The sequence below is a fragment of the Xylanibacter oryzae DSM 17970 genome (assembly GCF_000585355.1).
Classification (GTDB): Bacteria; Bacteroidota; Bacteroidia; order Bacteroidales; family Bacteroidaceae; genus Prevotella; species Prevotella oryzae.
Map to the genome: position 1 here is coordinate 1,865,860 of NZ_KK073873.1, position 15,741 is coordinate 1,881,600.

Consider the following 15,741-nt stretch of genomic DNA (forward strand, 5'->3'; position numbering starts at 1 on the left):
TTACCAATCAATAATATGAAAGTAGGATTATTTATTCCATGCTATGTGGATGCTCTATTTCCTGAAGTAGGTGTAGCTGCATACAAACTATTGAGGTATCTTAACGTAGACGTGAGTTATCCTCTAAAACAAACTTGTTGCGGACAGCCTATGGCTAATGCCGGTTTTGAAAAGATGGCTCTTCCAATAGCTGAAAAGTTTGATGACATGTTCAAAGAATACGACTATGTCGTAGCACCATCGGCCAGTTGTGCGGCTTTTGTGAAAATAAACTACCCGCGTATACTGAAAGGTAAACACGAATGCATCACATCAAGCAAAATTATGGATATATGTGAATTTCTGCATGATGTACTGAAAGTTACGTCTTTGCCAGGTAATTTTCCACATATAGTAAGTGTACACAACAGCTGCCATGGCGTTCGCGAACTTGGACTGTCTTCACCTAGCGAAAGAAATATTCCGAAGTTTTCTAAAATAAAAGATTTGCTGGTTTTGGTTGAAGGAATAACCGTAAAGGAACCTGACCGAGTGGACGAATGTTGCGGATTCGGTGGTATGTTTTCAATAGAAGAACCAGATGTATCTGTACGTATGGGAACTGATAAGATTGATAATCATATCGAGACTGGGGCTGAATATATAACAGGCCCTGACAGTTCTTGTCTTATTCACATGCAGGGCATAGCGCGCAGACTGAACAGACCAATAAAATTCATTCATGTCGTACAAATTTTAGCAGCAGGATTATGAGTACATTACATACAAAAGCAGCTCACGTATTCAATAAAGACGTGAATAAGGTAACATGGCATAACAACACGTTCTGGAATTTACGCAGCAAACGTGATAATATGGCTCTAGGACTTGATGAGTGGGAACAACTGCGGGAATTGGCGAGTGATATTAAACGTCATACCGTTACTCATCTGGATAAATATCTGGAACAGTTTTCTGACAACGCTGAGAAAAACGGTATAATTGTGCACTGGGCTAAAGATGCTGATGAGTTTAATGAGATAACATACTCTATACTGAAAGACCATAACGTAAAGAAAATGGTAAAAAGTAAATCTATGCTCACAGAGGAATGTGAACTAAATGGCTATCTTATAAGTAAAGGCATAGATGTTGTCGAAACCGATCTGGGGGAAAGGATACTACAACTTTTGGATCAGAAACCAAGTCATATAGTGGTGCCTGCTATTCACATAAAGCGTGAAGAGGTTGGAAAACTCTTTGAGGAAAAGTTACATAGTGAAAAGGGTAATTATGATCCTACTTATCTTACCAACTGTGCACGTATGAGTCTTCGTGACGAATTTATGAAGGCAGGTGCGGGGATGACCGGGTGTAACTTTGGAGTTGCTGCAACAGGCGACGTTGTGGTATGCACCAATGAAGGTAATGCTGATATGAGTACGTCTATGCCTAAACTACATATCGTAGCAATGGGACTGGAAAAGATCATACCTGACTATAAGTCCTTAGCTGTATTCCAGCGTCTACTATGCCGTTCTGCTACAGGTCAACCAACAACAGCTTTCACTTCTCATTTCAGAAAAGCGCGTCCGGGTGCTGAAATGCATATAATACTAGTTGACAATGGTCGGAGTGACATAATTGCAAACGAGGAACATTGGGAAACACTAAAATGCATGAGGTGCGGTGCATGTATGAACACATGCCCTGTATATCGCCGTTCTGGTGGATATTCATATACATATTTTATTCCAGGTCCGATAGGTATCAATCTGGGGATGTTACACGACAAGAAGAAATATTCGGATAATGTAAGTGCATGCTCTCTATGTTGCTCTTGCGATAATGTTTGTCCTGCAAAGATCAATCTCTCTGAACAGATATATCTTTGGCGACAGGGACTGGATGCTGACGGCAAGGCCGACCCGATGAAAAAGCTGATGTCAATAGGCATGAGCATCGTTTATGATCATCCGGCTCTATATAATACAAGTCTGAAGTTCGCACCTATAGTAAACCACATGCCAAGATTCCTAATCTATAATGGATTAAATGCTTGGGGAAAAGGACGCGAATTACCGACATTCGCCAAAGAATCGTTTCAATCAATGTTTAAAAAAGGTAAGGTATGAGTAGTAAAGAAGATATACTGAAAACAATCCGTCATAATATAAAAAAGGATTATGACATGCCTGATATAGATATTAAGGGTATACAATACAAAGATAAAATAGCAGTTTTCATCGAATCAAGTAAAATAGCAGGATGCAAAGTGGTTGAACTTAAAAATGGTGATGACTTAAACCATTTGATTGCAGGCTTGTATCCTGAAGCAAAAGTTATAGCAAGCAATCTTCCAAATATCACAATAGCAAACATCAATCCTGATACTGTAGAAGAAGCACAGGACCTTAACGGTACAGATGTTGCCATACTAAAAGGAGAACTTGGTGTAGCAGAAAACGCATGCGTATGGATTCCACAGACTATGAAAGAGAAAGCAGTGTGTTTCATATCAGAAGAGTTAGTAATAATAGTAAGCCGTAAGAACATAGTAAATAATATGCATGAGGCTTATGCTCAAATCAAGATGACTGATTATGGATACGGGTGTTTTATCAGTGGACCATCAAAGACTGCAGATATTGAGCAAGCTCTTGTTATGGGTGCACAGGCTGCAAGGGGTGTAACAATTGTTATTACTGATTGATTACAACTTCAATCATTATTATTAGAATCTATTGAGTAGAGTTATAACACGATCTACTTCTTTCTCGGATAGAACCGGATTCAAGGGTATGCTTAACTCTTGACGATGTATTTTTTCTGTTATAGGCAGTTGTAAATTATCAAATTCACCTGAATAACAATTTTGCATATGAGGTGGTATTGGATAATGTATCATAGTCTCCACGCCATTTGCCAACAGGTATTGTTGCAAATCATCCCTTTTATCACATACCAACGGGAAAATATGAAATACACTTTTGCTGTAGTAATTCTTATCTGGTAATATTAGTGACGGATTCTTTATCTCAGAAATATACCTTAAAGCAATCTTCCGTCGCATTGCATTTTCTTCTTCTAGGTATCTCAATTTAACGTCAAGTACTGCAGCCTGAATCTCATCTAATCTACTGTTGCGACCACGGTATTTGAATACATACTTTTCGGAAGAACCGTAATTGGCAATTTCACGAACGGTTTCTGCAAGTTGTTTATCATCTGTTGTAACAGCACCCGCATCTCCTAATGCGCCCAAGTTCTTACCTGGATAAAAACTATGTCCGGCAGCATCTCCAAGAGAACCGGTATGCTTGCTATTATAAAGACAGCCATGCGCTTGGGCATTATCTTCTATCAATTTAAGATGATACTTTTTGCAGATATAACCTATGTATTCTGTATAAGCACATCTTCCATACAGATGTACAAGCATTATTGCTTTTGTATTAGGGCTTATTGCTTTTTCAATTAATTGATCATCTATTTGAAATGTGTCAATACGTGGTTCAACTAGTACAGGCTTAAGTCCATTTTCTGTTATTGCCAATATAGATGCAATATATGTGTTAGCAGGTACTATGACCTCATCACCTAGATTAATAATGCCCAACTCAATATACGAACGTAGTATTAATGTAAGCGCATCTAATCCATTCGCGCAACCGACACAATATTGGCTACCGATATAAGAGGCATAATCAGACTCAAAAATATTATTTTCCAATCCTTGAAGATACCAGCCTCTATTAATAACATTATCAACTGCATTATGAATCTCTTCACTATGCAACGCTGTAATCTTTTGTAATTCCAGATACTTTATCATAATTTCCATTCATAAGTATCATAACAAACTCCACGCCCACCGAAACCTTCTTTCTGATAGATGAGAGACTCATTAAATATGTGCCCTCCACACTCAGTAGACTTTCCGAAATCAAAATAAGGATAATCAACAAAGTCATAATTAAGGATTCTATCATACACCGCATCTATAACTCTCAGTTTTTTCCCCATCTTACTCGCAGAAATATACTGAGAATGAATAACCTGAGGAGTAACATAAAGAACTGTTCCTCCTAATACTTCATCATCTATTGTAGCTGTATATAATAATATGTTATGCGGAAATCGGGACTTAAGTAAAAGGATTTCTTCCAAACTGTGCACTGGCGCTACGCCGTATTTGTCTTGCAGATTATCTGTTAAGACTCTCCAGAATGATTTAAAATCATCACTTTGACCTACAATTATGTTATTTGCATTAGCCTTTTTTACACCATATTTACGGTCACGGCTCCATTTTAAAGGTCTACGCGGTATAATTACTGATGATATATCACGCTTAATGAGATTAGCCGAACACTCTTTGAACAAAGCATACAAGTCTTCTTCTGAAGGTATACGATGGTATATCCATGGTATTGCCTTATAAATAACGTTATGTATATTGTTTTGCTTGAGATAAATATTTAGTTCTTTAAACAATATCAAGATGTCATCTGCTCTAGAATAAATGTTTGTAATGAGGCCTCCATAAGTAAGTCCACCGTGTGTCACGAGTGTACCATTATCTTCATTAGCAGGAAACAAAGCGTACAATTTATCATCCATATATATCATTAAGGAATAATCACAGAACCTAACTTTATGATAATCCATATAGTTACGATCAAAAAGGAAAGTACCATTTTTTGACTTAGCGACAAACACATTCCACTCTCGTTGCTTTTCTTCTGTGTATCTATTTATTACAAACATTCTTGATCTTTTAAGAATTCATCATATTCCCTAATGTAATCATCCTCTTCAAAATAGTCGGAAGCCAAAACGAGGCATACTGCTCCGGAAGAAAAATCATCAAGCGTTCTCCACACTCCATTTTCAATAAGAAGTCCTTGATAAGGATGATTCAAAAGTATCTTATCAAGTGTTTTACCGTCATCAAGCGAAACAGTAAAACTACCACTAATAGCAATAAGCAATTCCTTACAATGTTTATGAGAGTGCCCTCCTCTACTTTCACCGGCAGGCACATCATAAACCCAATAGACACGAGATACATTGAAGGGCACATCTCTACATTCTTCAACAAATGTGAGATTGCCCCTCGGATCTATTATTTTATGTAAATCAATTATTTTACCTTTTGATTCATCCATCTATACTATTTGATTACAGTAGCAGCAAGTCGTTTGGCCTTGTCACGCAATGCATCTATATCTGAATTTACATCACCATAACATAAAACGACACCCATACGACGGTTTACCCTCTGTGTTGGCTTACCAAATAAGCGCAAACGAGTATAGTCTTCTTTCAAAACATCCAGCATATTGAATTCAGGTTGATGATTTGCTTCTTCTTTAGCCAGAACTACGGCACTAGCTCCTGCATGTTCCTGATGTATTGCAGGAATAGGCAATCCCATTATCGCACGGAAATGTAGTTCAAATTCATTAAGATTTTGTGTATGTCCCAATGTTACCATACCTGTATCATGTGGACGTGGTGAAAGCTCTGAAAATACCACACCATTATCTTTACTCAAGAAAAATTCCACGCCCCATATTCCTGCACCTGTCAATGCTTTTGTTACAGCAGCTGCCATATGTTGAGCATCCTTAAGATCTTTATCTGAGATAGCATAAGGTTGCCAACTCTCACGATAATCGCCACTCTTCTGAACATGACCTATAGGACTGCAGAACAGTGTCTCTCCATTTTTCTGTGTTACAGTAAGAAGAGTAAATTCACTCTCAAAATGTATAAATTCTTCTATTATTACCTCTTTTACATCTCCCCTACTGCCTTCCATAGCCTCCTTAAAAGCCTGGTGAAGTTCTGCATCAGATTTAACGATGCTCTGTCCGTGGCCTGATGAAGACATCAGTGGTTTGATCACACAAGGGAAACCAATGGTATCAGCAGCTGTTTTTAGTTCATCAAAAGTCTTAGCATAGAAGTATTTAGCTGTTTTCAAGCCTAACTCTTTAGATGCCAAATCACGTATTGCCTTACGGTTCATGGTGAAATTGACAGCTCTTGCACTAGGAACTACTTGAACCCCTTGCTTTTCAAAATCGAAGAGGCGTTCTGTGCGTATAGCCTCTATCTCAGGTACTATGATATCCGGATTGTGTTTCTTTACAACAGCATCCAAAGCATCACCATCTAACATACTGAAAACTTCAGCCTCATCTGCTACTTGCATAGCAGGTGCGTCTGCATAACGGTCACATGCAATCACATATTGTCCCGCACGTTTTGCCGCAATTACGAATTCCTTACCTAGTTCTCCAGAACCTAATAACAAAATCTTCTTCATATTATTTTTTATTTATCAATTGTTTCACCATCTGCCACTCTGGTGTAATGGCTAGTTTTCTTAAGGCGGCCTCTATAACAGACATCATCTGAGCTGTAGACAAACTTCGTCTCGATGCTATATCATCCAATGGATGTGTTTCTATTCCGAATAGACCGTAATACATCTCTATAGCAAACTCATCGTCTGTTGAAAGAAGGTGCAATATATGTTTTACATAATGTACAGTCTTCTCATCCACACATTCAGGATCTTTACCCAAACGTATAAGGAATTCTTGCAATTCTTGTGATATTATATCCATTATCTGTTTCCGTACATTTGATTGTAATACTTCTGGTAATCTTTAATTGTACCAAGGTTACCGGCATAAGTAAGCAGATCAAGCACGATTATTTTTATACCATCGTCTTTGTACTTCTTCTTAAGCAGATATTTTATGTAATTTGAACCGATGAAACCTGCTGCACCAGTTACCAAATAGGTTTTCATACTGCAATATATTTTTGTATTATATTTCTTTTCTTGGATCAGCAAGAGTTACGACTTCCATGTCCTTAAAATTTTTCCCGTCAATAGTCAACCGTATTATTGTTCTCTCCTTATGCCATCCTTGTAATCCGGCAGCTCCCGGGTTTATATGCAGTAAGTTAAGTGTCTTATCATATTTAACCTTTAATATATGAGAGTGACCACTTATGAATAGCTGAGGAGGACTGGCATATATCATGCCTCTTACACTTTGGTCATAATTTCCAGGATAGCCACCTATATGTTTCATTAGCACATCTACATCCTCACACTTCCAACGTAAGATTTCTTTATATATTGTGCGTAAATCACCTCCATCACAATTTCCACATACGGCTCTGAATGTACGAAAAGCTGCTAATTTCTCAGCGACTTCCATAGATCCGATATCTCCGGCATGCCATATTTCGTCACACTCTTCAAAATATTTCAGATACTTATCATCCCAATAACTATGGGTATCGCTTATTATTCCGATTCTTTTCATTCTAAATTGAATCTTTTATTTATAAATTCTCTTATAAAAGCTTCGGTATCTTCAAGTCCTAAAACACTTGAATTGACACAAATATCATAAGAAGAGCTATGCCCCCATTTCTTCCCTGTATAATAATTATAATATGATGCTCTGTCTGCTTCATGCGAACATATAAACTTACTCGCAGTATCAACATCACAATTTCTACGTTTGCATATGTTTTTTATTCTATCTTCAATATTAGCAGTAACAAAAACATTTACGGTATTGTCATAGTCACGCAATATATAATCGGCACACCTACCGACAAAAACGCAAGAACCTTTTTCAGCAGCTTTGCGTATTGCATCACTTTGAAACTGGAATAAACTTTCCTGACTAAGATTATTGTTATAGAAGCTATTGTCGCTTACATATGGAGTATGTATATGAAACAACGATTTTAAAAACCCTTTACGCTCATCATTCTGTTCAAATACGCCTTTGCTAAATCCACTCTCCTTTGCTGCCAAATTTAATAACTCACGATCGTATAATTTACAACCAAAGTCACTTGCAAGCATCTTGGCTATTATATGTCCTCCACTACCTAGTTGGCGGCCCACATTAATTATTATTTTCATATCGTTCTCCATTTATGTTAGCATTATGTTGTTTCTTAAATTTTCTCATATGCAAAAACATTATAATTCCAGTTACAATAGAAGCTAAAGCATCAGAAGAAGGAAGTGAAGCCCACACCCCATCAACTCCGAATATAGAAGGCAATATTATAAGTAATGGTAATAGGAATATCAATTGCCTTGAGAGAGATAAGAACATGCTTATCTTTGCCTTTCCTATACTCTGAAAAAAATTAGTTGTAACCATCTGGAAACCTATTATAGGGAACATCATCATATTAATTCTAATGCCCCTTACACTCATATCTATTAATGTCTTATCACTTGTGAAAAGACGTGCACAATCATATGGGAAAAATTCGCCAATTATAAAACCCGTAGTAGTAATTGCAGTTCCAGTTATCATAGCATATTTTAGAACTTTTACAAGACGGTCCAACTGTTGTGAACCATAATTATATCCGGCAATAGGTTGCATGCCCTGATTAACTCCCATTGTAATCATCACAAATATAAATGCAAGCTTATTACTTATACCATAAGCGCCAACAGCAAGATCTCCTCCATAATGCGACAATCCTGTATTTATAAATATAACCACGATACAAGCACATACATTCATTGAAAATGGAGACATTCCAACACCTATAATATTTTTTACTATATCTTTATTAAGACGGAATATGCCTTTCTGAAAATGCATCAGTTCACGTTTGTCACTGAATATCCACAATTGCCACGCAAGAGCTACCATCTGAGATAAGACTGTAGCATATGCCGCACCTCGTATACCCAAGTGAAGAGGCCAAATAAATATTGGGTCAAGAATTGTATTCAGGGCTACTGTAAACATCGTGGCATACATCGCCTGCTTCGGTTTGCTGGCTGCTCTCAAGACTGCATTCAATCCGAAATACATATGCGAGAAAACGTTTCCACAAAGAATAACAACCATGAAATCGCGAGCATACTTTATTGTATTCACACTTGCACCAAAAAAATAAAGTATTGGATCCAAAAACATCAATGCTATTACACTGAACGAAATTCCGATAATAAGATTAAGCACCAAGGTATTGCCAAGAATCATTTCAGCTGTCTTATAGTCTTTCTGCCCCAATTTTACAGAAATATACGTCGATGCTCCAACACCTACGGCAGCTCCAAATGCTGCAGAAAGGTTCATAAGGGGAAATGTAATTGCAAGTCCAGAGATTGCAAGAGCGCCAACGCCCTGTCCAATAAAAATGCTATCCACCATATTATATAAAGACGAAGCTGTCATTGCTATAATAGCAGGAATAGCATATTGCATGAGCAGTTTACCAACAGGTTCAGTACCTAATGCAATAGTAGCTTTTTTGTTTTCCATTAATCTTTCATTTATAAGGTGCAAAATTACAAAAAAATATCGAATAGTAATTCGTATTTCGTAATTATTTATAGTTATCTAAAACAGCAAAGACATAAAAGTATCACAAGTCTAAAGGTATATTCAACTTTAACCAGTAACTTTTTTATATAATATAAAATTACCTTTGGATAATGAGATTTTTGATAGTATAACATCATTTTTCGAATGTTTTCTTGGATATTTACACAAATAGATGTAAGTTTGCATCCACAAAATGAATTTCAACCTGATGAATAAATACATTGTCATAATATTAATGATGATATTATGCGTATTGCCTTCGTTCTCTCACGAGCAAGCAATGCGTACAGTTTCTTATCCAGGTGGGAAATGCTACATGTACAGAATTATGCTTAAAGATAAATACGGCACGCCATTTTCACTGGAAAGGCCACAGAAGTATTTATCAGAAAGATCAATAGAGAGACGCGAAAGACAAAATATTGCAATAGATTCTACAGATCTGCCTATTTCTCCTATATATATAAGTGAAATAGAAGACAGAGGAATCAAAATTGTAAGCCACAGTAAATGGAACAATTCATTATTAGTTCGCTCACAGAACAAGAACCTATTGGAAGGACTGTCCAAGTTAACTTTTGTAAAGAGAATAATAAAAGCATGGACTTCACCTGATTCTGTTACGATTAATTATAAGGCAGACCATGTTCGTGATGAATTTAATCCTTGGGATTCTATTTCTGGACATAAATATGGGGCTGCAGAAGAGCAGATTAGAATGTTAAACGGCATACAACTTCATGAAGCAGGATATAAAGGTCGTGGAATGAGCATTGCGGTTCTTGATGGCGGATTTATGAATGCAAATACTATCCCTTGCATTAAAGATATCAATATACTAGGAACAAGAGACTTTGTGTATCCTAAATCAGAAAAATTCTACGGAGAACAGGAACACGGAACTGCTGTTTTATCAATAATGGGAGCAAGACATCCTTATATATATATAGGTACAGCCCCTGCCGCGTCATTTTGGCTACTAAGATGTGAAGATTTTCAGTCTGAAAGTACTGCAGAAGAAGACTATTGGGCTGAAGCTGTAGAATTTGCCGATTCAGTTGGCGTAGACGTAATAAACAGTTCTTTAGGATATCAGAACTTTGACGATGAAAGCAGCAGCCATACATATGAGGAGTTAAATGGGATAACGGCACTTATATCTCGTACAGCATCTATGGTTGCTGGAAAAGGTATGGTTCTAATAAATAGTGCGGGTAATGATGGTATGGGAACCTGGAAGAAAATAAATTTCCCGGCAGATGCAAAAGATATAATCACTGTTGGTGCAGTAAGTCCGAATGGCATCAATGCTCCATTCAGTTCAATCGGACCAACTCAAGACGGAAGAGTAAAACCAGATGTAATGGCATTAGGAAGTCCTGCACAAGTAATATCAGGAAGAGGCACAATAATAAGCGATATGGGAACTTCTTTTTCTGCACCAATTGTAGCAGGACTTGTAGCTTGCCTATGGCAAGCACTTAGAGACAAAACGGCATTGCAGATTATCGATATAGTTAGAAAAAGCGGAAACAATTACAAAACCCCCAATAACATATTCGGTTATGGCATTCCAGATTTTTGGAAAGCTTATAATTATGGCATTAATTTGAACAATTAAAAAAACAGATTGAAAATAATGCATAATGCTATTAGCCTATACGAACTGAACTCTCTTGTCAAAGAAGTTATCGAAACCACAATGTCTGATGAATATTGGGTGGAAGCTGAATTATCAGAAGCTCATGAAAATGGTGGACATTGCTATATTGAACTCATAGAGAAGGATGAGAATGGCAACACGCCTATTGCAAAAGCAAGGGCTATGGTATGGAGGAACACTTGGAATATTATTAAACCGTATTTCGAAAGAGTAGCAGGTGAGAGTCTTCATTCAGGAATGAAGGTTATGCTAAAATTATATCCAACCTTCCATCCTGCATATGGATTCTCATATACAGTGAGTGATATCGACCCGACTTATACACTTGGGGATATGGCGAAGCGAAGGAAGGAAATAATAATAAAGCTCAAAGAGAACGGTCTTTTTGAACTTAATAAGGAACTGGAGATTCCTATGTTCACTCAGAGAATTGCTGTTATATCTAGTAACACGGCTGCAGGATATGGTGACTTCTGCAAACATTTGTCCGAAAATGAGCATCACCTTTATTTCAAGACAGAACTATTCAGTGCTACAATGCAGGGGGAATCTGTTGAAAGCAGCATAATAAATGCACTCAACCAAATATACGAAAGGATTGATGACTTTGACGTTGTTGTAATTACAAGGGGTGGTGGTGGAACAAGCGATTTCTCAGGATTTGACACATACACACTTGCAGAGAATGTGGCTCAATTCCCATTGCCAATAATTACAGGAATTGGACATGAAAGAGATGATACAATCCTAGACCTTATATCAAACGTACGGGTAAAGACACCTACTGCTGCTGCAGAGTTTCTTATAAACAGACTTGAATACGTATATCAAAAAATAGAAGATATAAAGTTTAATATATCTAATATTGCTGAGCGTAAAATGGAAATGGAGAAAATGCGACTTGAAAAGGTAGCAAGTACTATCCCATCTCTTTTCGCGCTTATTAAGATAAGGCAAGAAACGCATCTGGATATTGTCATGCAAAGAATTTATAACAAAATGACCCATGATATTAACGAGGCAAAGCATCATCTAAATATCCTTACTGATAATATAAAGCCTTTGTGTGAAAGGATTACAACAAACCAAAGACACAAAATAGAAATGCTTGAACAAAAAACCGAGACTCTTGATCCAGACAAACTTCTAAAGCGCGGATATAGTATTACATTATATAATGGAAAAGCTGTACGTGATGCCAAGCTACTAAAGTCTGGTGATGAAATAACCACAAAACTTGAGAATGGAACTGTAAAATCTACAATAAAATGAAAAAAGACATAACCTACGAAGGAGCTGTACGGAAACTGGAAGAAATCGTAAGCAAAATTGAAAATGATGAACTGGATATTGACATGATGGTCAATGAACTAAAAGAGGCCAAAGAACTCATTAAATTTTGTAAAGACAAGTTAACAAAAACAGACGAAGAAATAAAAAAGATACTTGAATCTGATGAAAAATAGGTAAAAAAGTAACGGACTTACAACTTTCTGCACAGAATAGTTGCAATTGAGCAACAAAATACTTACTTTTGTGCTCAATTATAACAAAATTACTTTTAATAAATTAAAGTTATGAAAGATTTAGATTGGTCGAATTTATCTTTCGGCTATATGCCGACAGATTATAACGTTCGCTGCTATTATCGCAACGGTAAATGGGGAGAAGTTGAAGTTTGTTCTGAAACAACCCTAAACATTCACATGGCTGCAACTTGTCTGCACTACGGACAGGAAGCTTTTGAAGGCCTAAAAGCTTATCGTGGAAAAGACGGTAAGGTAAGAGTGTTCCGTATGGATGAGAATGCAGCCCGTCTACAAAGTACCTGTCGTGGTATTCTGATGCCAGAAGTTCCTACAGAATTATTCGAGGAAATGGTAAAGAAGGTGGTACGTCTGAATCAAGACTACATTCCTACTTACGAGAGTGGTGCTACACTTTATATACGTCCACTTCTTATTGGTACAAGCGCACAGGTTGGTGTACATCCTTCAACAGAGTATCTATTCATGATATTTGTGACTCCGGTAGGTCCTTATTTTAAAGGTGGATTCTCCACAAACCCTTATGTTATTATACGCGAGTTTGATCGCTCTGCTCCTCTTGGAACAGGTATATATAAGGTGGGAGGAAACTATGCAGCTAGTCTGCTTGCCAACAAAAAGGCTCACGACTTGGGTTATGCATGTGAATTCTACCTTGATGCCAAAGAGAAAAAATACATGGACGAATGTGGAGCAGCCAACTTCTTTGGCATAAAAAATAACACTTACGTTACGCCTAAGTCTACCAGCATACTGCCAAGTATCACTAATAAGAGTCTCATGCAGCTGGCAGAAGACTATGGAATGAAAGTAGAACGCCGTCAGATTCCAGAAGAGGAACTTGGTACATTCGAAGAGGCTGGTGCATGCGGAACAGCGGCTGTAATAAGTCCGATATCAAAAATTGATGACTTAGAAACAAAAAAGAGTTACGTCATAAGCAAAGACGGCAAACCAGGTCCAATATCTACCAAGCTATACAATCACTTACGTGGTATACAATATGGTGATGAAAAAGACAAGCACGGTTGGGTATCAATAGTAATTGAATAATTAACATAATAATAGAAATACCATGGATAAGATTTCAGGTTATAAAGACAGAGCGGTAGAATCGCTAACTGGTAAATGGGGCAATGCAGCCATTGCTACCCTTGTATTTGGATTAATATATGGGGGGATACCGGCAACATTCTCTTTTATTTTCCATTCAACAAACTCATGTCAAATGAGATTTAATGAATTCGGCAATATTATACAGATAGCATTACTACCTATCGCTTGGGGATTTGAAATAATGTTTCTGAGAAACATACGCAAAGAAGAAAAAGAACTTGACCTTGGCGAAATGTTTGAAGGATTCAAAGACTATGTCAGAATATTGCTGACCAATTTACTTAGAGGAGTATATACGCTGCTTTGGATGCTATTACTAATCATCCCCGGATTCATAAAGGCATACTCATACAGTATGACCAATTATATATTAAAGGATGAACCTGATTTGAAATACAATTCAGCTATAGAAAAGAGTATGGCAATGATGGAAGGCCATAAGATGGATTTATTCTTACTTGATTTAAGCATGATAGGATGGGCAATCCTCAGTGTTATAACATGTGGAATAGGATTTTTATTCCTTACACCATACAATATGACGGCTCATGCGCACTTCTACGAAGATCTGAAAGCTGAAGAGCAGCAGAATATTGCTGAATAGAACAAATAACAACTATATAATAAGATCGTATCCGAAGTACGCAAAACTACACGGGTACGACCTTTTTAATTTTATGAATATACATTTATGAGCAAAGGAAAATTACAGAAATTCGCCGATATGGAAAACTATTCAAATGTTTTCCAATACCCTTTTTCGGTTATTGAACAAGTTCCATTCGAAATGAAAGGATATTGGAGAGAACAATATTTCCATAATGGTAATCCGATTGTACTGGAACTTGGATGTGGTAAAGGTGAGTATACAGTAGAACTGGCTAAGCTTTATCCTGAGACCAATTTCATTGGGGTTGATATAAAAGGTTCACGAATGTGGACCGGTGCTACGCAGGCTATAGATGAGGGCTTGACCAACGTAGCATTCTTACGCACAAATATAGAGATTATAGAACGGTTCTTCGGTAAAGATGAAGTACAAGAGATATGGCTTACATTCAGCGACCCACAAATGAAAAATGCTCATAAACGACTTACAAGTACCTTCTTTATGGATAGGTACCGTAATTTTTTAGTTGATAATGGTATAATACATCTTAAGACTGATAGTAACTTTCTTTTCACATATACGACATATATGGCTGAAAAGAATAAATTGGATATGATATTTAGAACAGAAGACTTATACCATACAGATGGAATAGATGATGAAACACGTAAAATATTAACCATACAGACCTATTATGAAAATCAATGGATAGACAGAGGTCTCAATATCAAATACATGAAATTCAGACTAATACAGAGTACGCCATTAGTTGAACCCAATGTAGAAATTCCACTAGATGACTATCGCAGCTATAAAAGGCCAAAGCGTAGCGGACTTGAAACAAGCAAATAAAAAGTCTAAAAAAGAGGTTAAATTGCTCTTTAAGTCGGAAATAAAAAATAAAAACACATAAAATGCAAAATAAACTCTAAAAAAATTTGCATATAAGAATAATATGTGTACCTTTGAACCCACTGAACATCAGAGTTAGTTTTTGAATTTTCCTTCTAAGGTCATGTCATTATCAATTCCTTTGTTTTAGTACAAGACAAATAAACATTTTTAATTTTTTACAAAGAAGTATGAACATTTATGTTGCACATTTGAGCTGGGACACTACTGGTGACAGCCTGCAAAATCTTTTTTCACAGTATGGCGAAGTTACTTCAGCCAGAATTGTTACAGACCGCGAGACAGGTCGTTCACGTGGTTTCGGTTTCGTAGATATGACTAATGACGAAGAAGGTCAGAAAGCTATTGACAGCCTTAATGAGACAGATTTCGAAGGACGTACAATCAACGTTAGCGTTGCTCGCCCAAGAGAAGAAAGACGTCCTAACAACTACGGTAACCGTGGTGGTGGTTATGGAAACAACGGTGGTGGTTACGATCGCAGAAGATACTAATCCGCACATCGCACAA

The 15,741-nt window shown here is 37.0% G+C and carries 18 protein-coding genes and 1 pseudogene; 10 read left to right on the forward strand and 9 right to left on the reverse strand.

The window, feature by feature from the left end:
* The first annotated feature begins 15 nt into the window (after positions 1 to 15).
* The 3 genes from XYLOR_RS07515 to XYLOR_RS07525 are packed head-to-tail and all read left to right on the forward strand — an operon-like array spanning position 16 to position 2,692.
* Entirely contained in the window at positions 16 to 753 is a 738-nt protein-coding gene (locus XYLOR_RS07515; RefSeq protein ID WP_036878194.1) for a (Fe-S)-binding protein, read from the forward strand.
* Positions 750 to 2,114, forward strand: a complete 1,365-nt coding sequence (locus XYLOR_RS07520; protein ID WP_036878195.1) for a lactate utilization protein B — start codon at positions 750 to 752, stop codon at positions 2,112 to 2,114. The genes XYLOR_RS07515 and XYLOR_RS07520 overlap by 4 nt, the downstream gene beginning before the upstream one ends.
* Positions 2,111 to 2,692: a LutC/YkgG family protein gene (locus XYLOR_RS07525; protein WP_036878196.1), complete on the forward strand. Its 582-nt coding sequence runs from the start codon at positions 2,111 to 2,113 to the stop codon at positions 2,690 to 2,692. The genes XYLOR_RS07520 and XYLOR_RS07525 overlap by 4 nt, the downstream gene beginning before the upstream one ends.
* 21 nt (positions 2,693 to 2,713) lie before the next feature.
* On the opposite strand, the gene XYLOR_RS07530 is transcribed toward XYLOR_RS07525, so the two are convergent.
* The 9 genes and pseudogenes from XYLOR_RS07530 to XYLOR_RS07570 all read right to left on the reverse strand — a co-directional run bounded on the left by XYLOR_RS07530 (position 2,714) and on the right by XYLOR_RS07570 (position 9,320).
* On the reverse strand, positions 2,714 to 3,814 hold the full coding sequence (locus XYLOR_RS07530; RefSeq protein ID WP_036880903.1) for a DegT/DnrJ/EryC1/StrS family aminotransferase: 1,101 nt from the start codon (positions 3,812 to 3,814) through the stop codon (positions 2,714 to 2,716).
* Positions 3,811 to 4,749, reverse strand: coding sequence for a GNAT family N-acetyltransferase (locus XYLOR_RS07535; protein ID WP_036878197.1), 939 nt, complete (start codon positions 4,747 to 4,749; stop codon positions 3,811 to 3,813). The genes XYLOR_RS07530 and XYLOR_RS07535 overlap by 4 nt, the downstream gene beginning before the upstream one ends.
* Positions 4,740 to 5,150, reverse strand: coding sequence for a sugar 3,4-ketoisomerase (locus XYLOR_RS07540; RefSeq protein WP_036878198.1), 411 nt, complete (start codon positions 5,148 to 5,150; stop codon positions 4,740 to 4,742). Before XYLOR_RS07540 ends, XYLOR_RS07535 begins: the two co-directional genes overlap by 10 nt.
* A 5-nt stretch (positions 5,151 to 5,155) precedes the next feature.
* Entirely contained in the window at positions 5,156 to 6,316 is a 1,161-nt protein-coding gene (gene purT / locus XYLOR_RS07545) for a formate-dependent phosphoribosylglycinamide formyltransferase (RefSeq protein WP_036878199.1), read from the reverse strand.
* Between the two features lies 1 nt (position 6,317).
* Entirely contained in the window at positions 6,318 to 6,620 is a 303-nt protein-coding gene (locus XYLOR_RS07550) for a hypothetical protein (RefSeq protein WP_036878200.1), read from the reverse strand.
* A gap of 38 nt (positions 6,621 to 6,658) precedes the next feature.
* Positions 6,659 to 6,808: pseudogene (locus XYLOR_RS07555) on the reverse strand (GDP-mannose 4,6-dehydratase); the annotation flags it as partial.
* 19 nt (positions 6,809 to 6,827) lie between these two features.
* Positions 6,828 to 7,334 (reverse strand): metallophosphoesterase family protein, encoded by a 507-nt coding sequence (locus XYLOR_RS07560; protein ID WP_036878202.1) that lies wholly within the window; start codon positions 7,332 to 7,334, stop codon positions 6,828 to 6,830.
* Entirely contained in the window at positions 7,331 to 7,960 is a 630-nt protein-coding gene (locus XYLOR_RS07565; protein ID WP_036878203.1) for a cytidylate kinase-like family protein, read from the reverse strand. Before XYLOR_RS07565 ends, XYLOR_RS07560 begins: the two co-directional genes overlap by 4 nt.
* Entirely contained in the window at positions 7,932 to 9,320 is a 1,389-nt protein-coding gene (locus XYLOR_RS07570; protein WP_036878204.1) for an MATE family efflux transporter, read from the reverse strand. Before XYLOR_RS07570 ends, XYLOR_RS07565 begins: the two co-directional genes overlap by 29 nt.
* 271 nt (positions 9,321 to 9,591) lie before the next feature.
* On the opposite strand from XYLOR_RS07570, the gene XYLOR_RS07575 reads away from it, so the two are divergent.
* The 7 genes from XYLOR_RS07575 (at position 9,592) to rbp (ending at position 15,725) form a co-directional block, all read left to right on the forward strand.
* Positions 9,592 to 11,004 (forward strand): S8 family peptidase, encoded by a 1,413-nt coding sequence (locus XYLOR_RS07575; protein ID WP_036880905.1) that lies wholly within the window; start codon positions 9,592 to 9,594, stop codon positions 11,002 to 11,004.
* A gap of 18 nt (positions 11,005 to 11,022) precedes the next feature.
* Entirely contained in the window at positions 11,023 to 12,318 is a 1,296-nt protein-coding gene (gene xseA, locus XYLOR_RS07580) for an exodeoxyribonuclease VII large subunit (RefSeq protein ID WP_036878205.1), read from the forward strand.
* Entirely contained in the window at positions 12,315 to 12,512 is a 198-nt protein-coding gene (gene xseB, locus XYLOR_RS07585; protein ID WP_036878207.1) for an exodeoxyribonuclease VII small subunit, read from the forward strand. Before xseA ends, xseB begins: the two co-directional genes overlap by 4 nt.
* A 111-nt stretch (positions 12,513 to 12,623) precedes the next feature.
* Positions 12,624 to 13,646 (forward strand): branched-chain amino acid aminotransferase, encoded by a 1,023-nt coding sequence (locus tag XYLOR_RS07590; protein ID WP_036878208.1) that lies wholly within the window; start codon positions 12,624 to 12,626, stop codon positions 13,644 to 13,646.
* Positions 13,647 to 13,668: 22 nt separating this feature from the next.
* Entirely contained in the window at positions 13,669 to 14,313 is a 645-nt protein-coding gene (locus XYLOR_RS07595) for a DUF975 family protein (RefSeq protein ID WP_036878209.1), read from the forward strand.
* Between the two features lie 87 nt (positions 14,314 to 14,400).
* A complete protein-coding gene (trmB, locus tag XYLOR_RS07600; protein ID WP_036878211.1) occupies positions 14,401 to 15,171 on the forward strand; it encodes a tRNA (guanosine(46)-N7)-methyltransferase TrmB in 771 nt (256 codons plus the stop codon).
* Positions 15,172 to 15,401: 230 nt separating this feature from the next.
* Positions 15,402 to 15,725 (forward strand): RNA-binding regulator, encoded by a 324-nt coding sequence (gene rbp / locus XYLOR_RS07605; RefSeq protein WP_036878213.1) that lies wholly within the window; start codon positions 15,402 to 15,404, stop codon positions 15,723 to 15,725.
* Positions 15,726 to 15,741 lie beyond the last annotated feature (16 nt).

Bases quoted from the DNA above. Each gene is read 5' to 3' on its own strand.
- rbp (WP_036878213.1), top strand. From the start codon at position 15,402: ATGAACATTTATGTTGCACATTTGAGCTGGGACACTACTGGTGACAGC.
- xseB (WP_036878207.1), top strand. From the start codon at position 12,315: ATGAAAAAAGACATAACCTACGAAGGAGCTGTACGGAAACTGGAAGAA.
- XYLOR_RS07550 (WP_036878200.1), bottom strand. From the start codon at position 6,620: ATGGATATAATATCACAAGAATTGCAAGAATTCCTTATACGTTTGGGT.
- purT (WP_036878199.1), bottom strand. From the start codon at position 6,316: ATGAAGAAGATTTTGTTATTAGGTTCTGGAGAACTAGGTAAGGAATTC.
- XYLOR_RS07520 (WP_036878195.1), top strand. From the start codon at position 750: ATGAGTACATTACATACAAAAGCAGCTCACGTATTCAATAAAGACGTG.
- XYLOR_RS07530 (WP_036880903.1), bottom strand. From the start codon at position 3,814: ATGATAAAGTATCTGGAATTACAAAAGATTACAGCGTTGCATAGTGAA.
- XYLOR_RS07540 (WP_036878198.1), bottom strand. From the start codon at position 5,150: ATGGATGAATCAAAAGGTAAAATAATTGATTTACATAAAATAATAGAT.
- XYLOR_RS07565 (WP_036878203.1), bottom strand. From the start codon at position 7,960: ATGGAGAACGATATGAAAATAATAATTAATGTGGGCCGCCAACTAGGT.
- XYLOR_RS07590 (WP_036878208.1), top strand. From the start codon at position 12,624: ATGAAAGATTTAGATTGGTCGAATTTATCTTTCGGCTATATGCCGACA.
- XYLOR_RS07525 (WP_036878196.1), top strand. From the start codon at position 2,111: ATGAGTAGTAAAGAAGATATACTGAAAACAATCCGTCATAATATAAAA.
- XYLOR_RS07575 (WP_036880905.1), top strand. From the start codon at position 9,592: ATGAATAAATACATTGTCATAATATTAATGATGATATTATGCGTATTG.
- XYLOR_RS07515 (WP_036878194.1), top strand. From the start codon at position 16: ATGAAAGTAGGATTATTTATTCCATGCTATGTGGATGCTCTATTTCCT.
- XYLOR_RS07560 (WP_036878202.1), bottom strand. From the start codon at position 7,334: ATGAAAAGAATCGGAATAATAAGCGATACCCATAGTTATTGGGATGAT.
- XYLOR_RS07595 (WP_036878209.1), top strand. From the start codon at position 13,669: ATGGATAAGATTTCAGGTTATAAAGACAGAGCGGTAGAATCGCTAACT.
- trmB (WP_036878211.1), top strand. From the start codon at position 14,401: ATGAGCAAAGGAAAATTACAGAAATTCGCCGATATGGAAAACTATTCA.
- XYLOR_RS07535 (WP_036878197.1), bottom strand. From the start codon at position 4,749: ATGTTTGTAATAAATAGATACACAGAAGAAAAGCAACGAGAGTGGAAT.
- XYLOR_RS07570 (WP_036878204.1), bottom strand. From the start codon at position 9,320: ATGGAAAACAAAAAAGCTACTATTGCATTAGGTACTGAACCTGTTGGT.
- xseA (WP_036878205.1), top strand. From the start codon at position 11,023: ATGCATAATGCTATTAGCCTATACGAACTGAACTCTCTTGTCAAAGAA.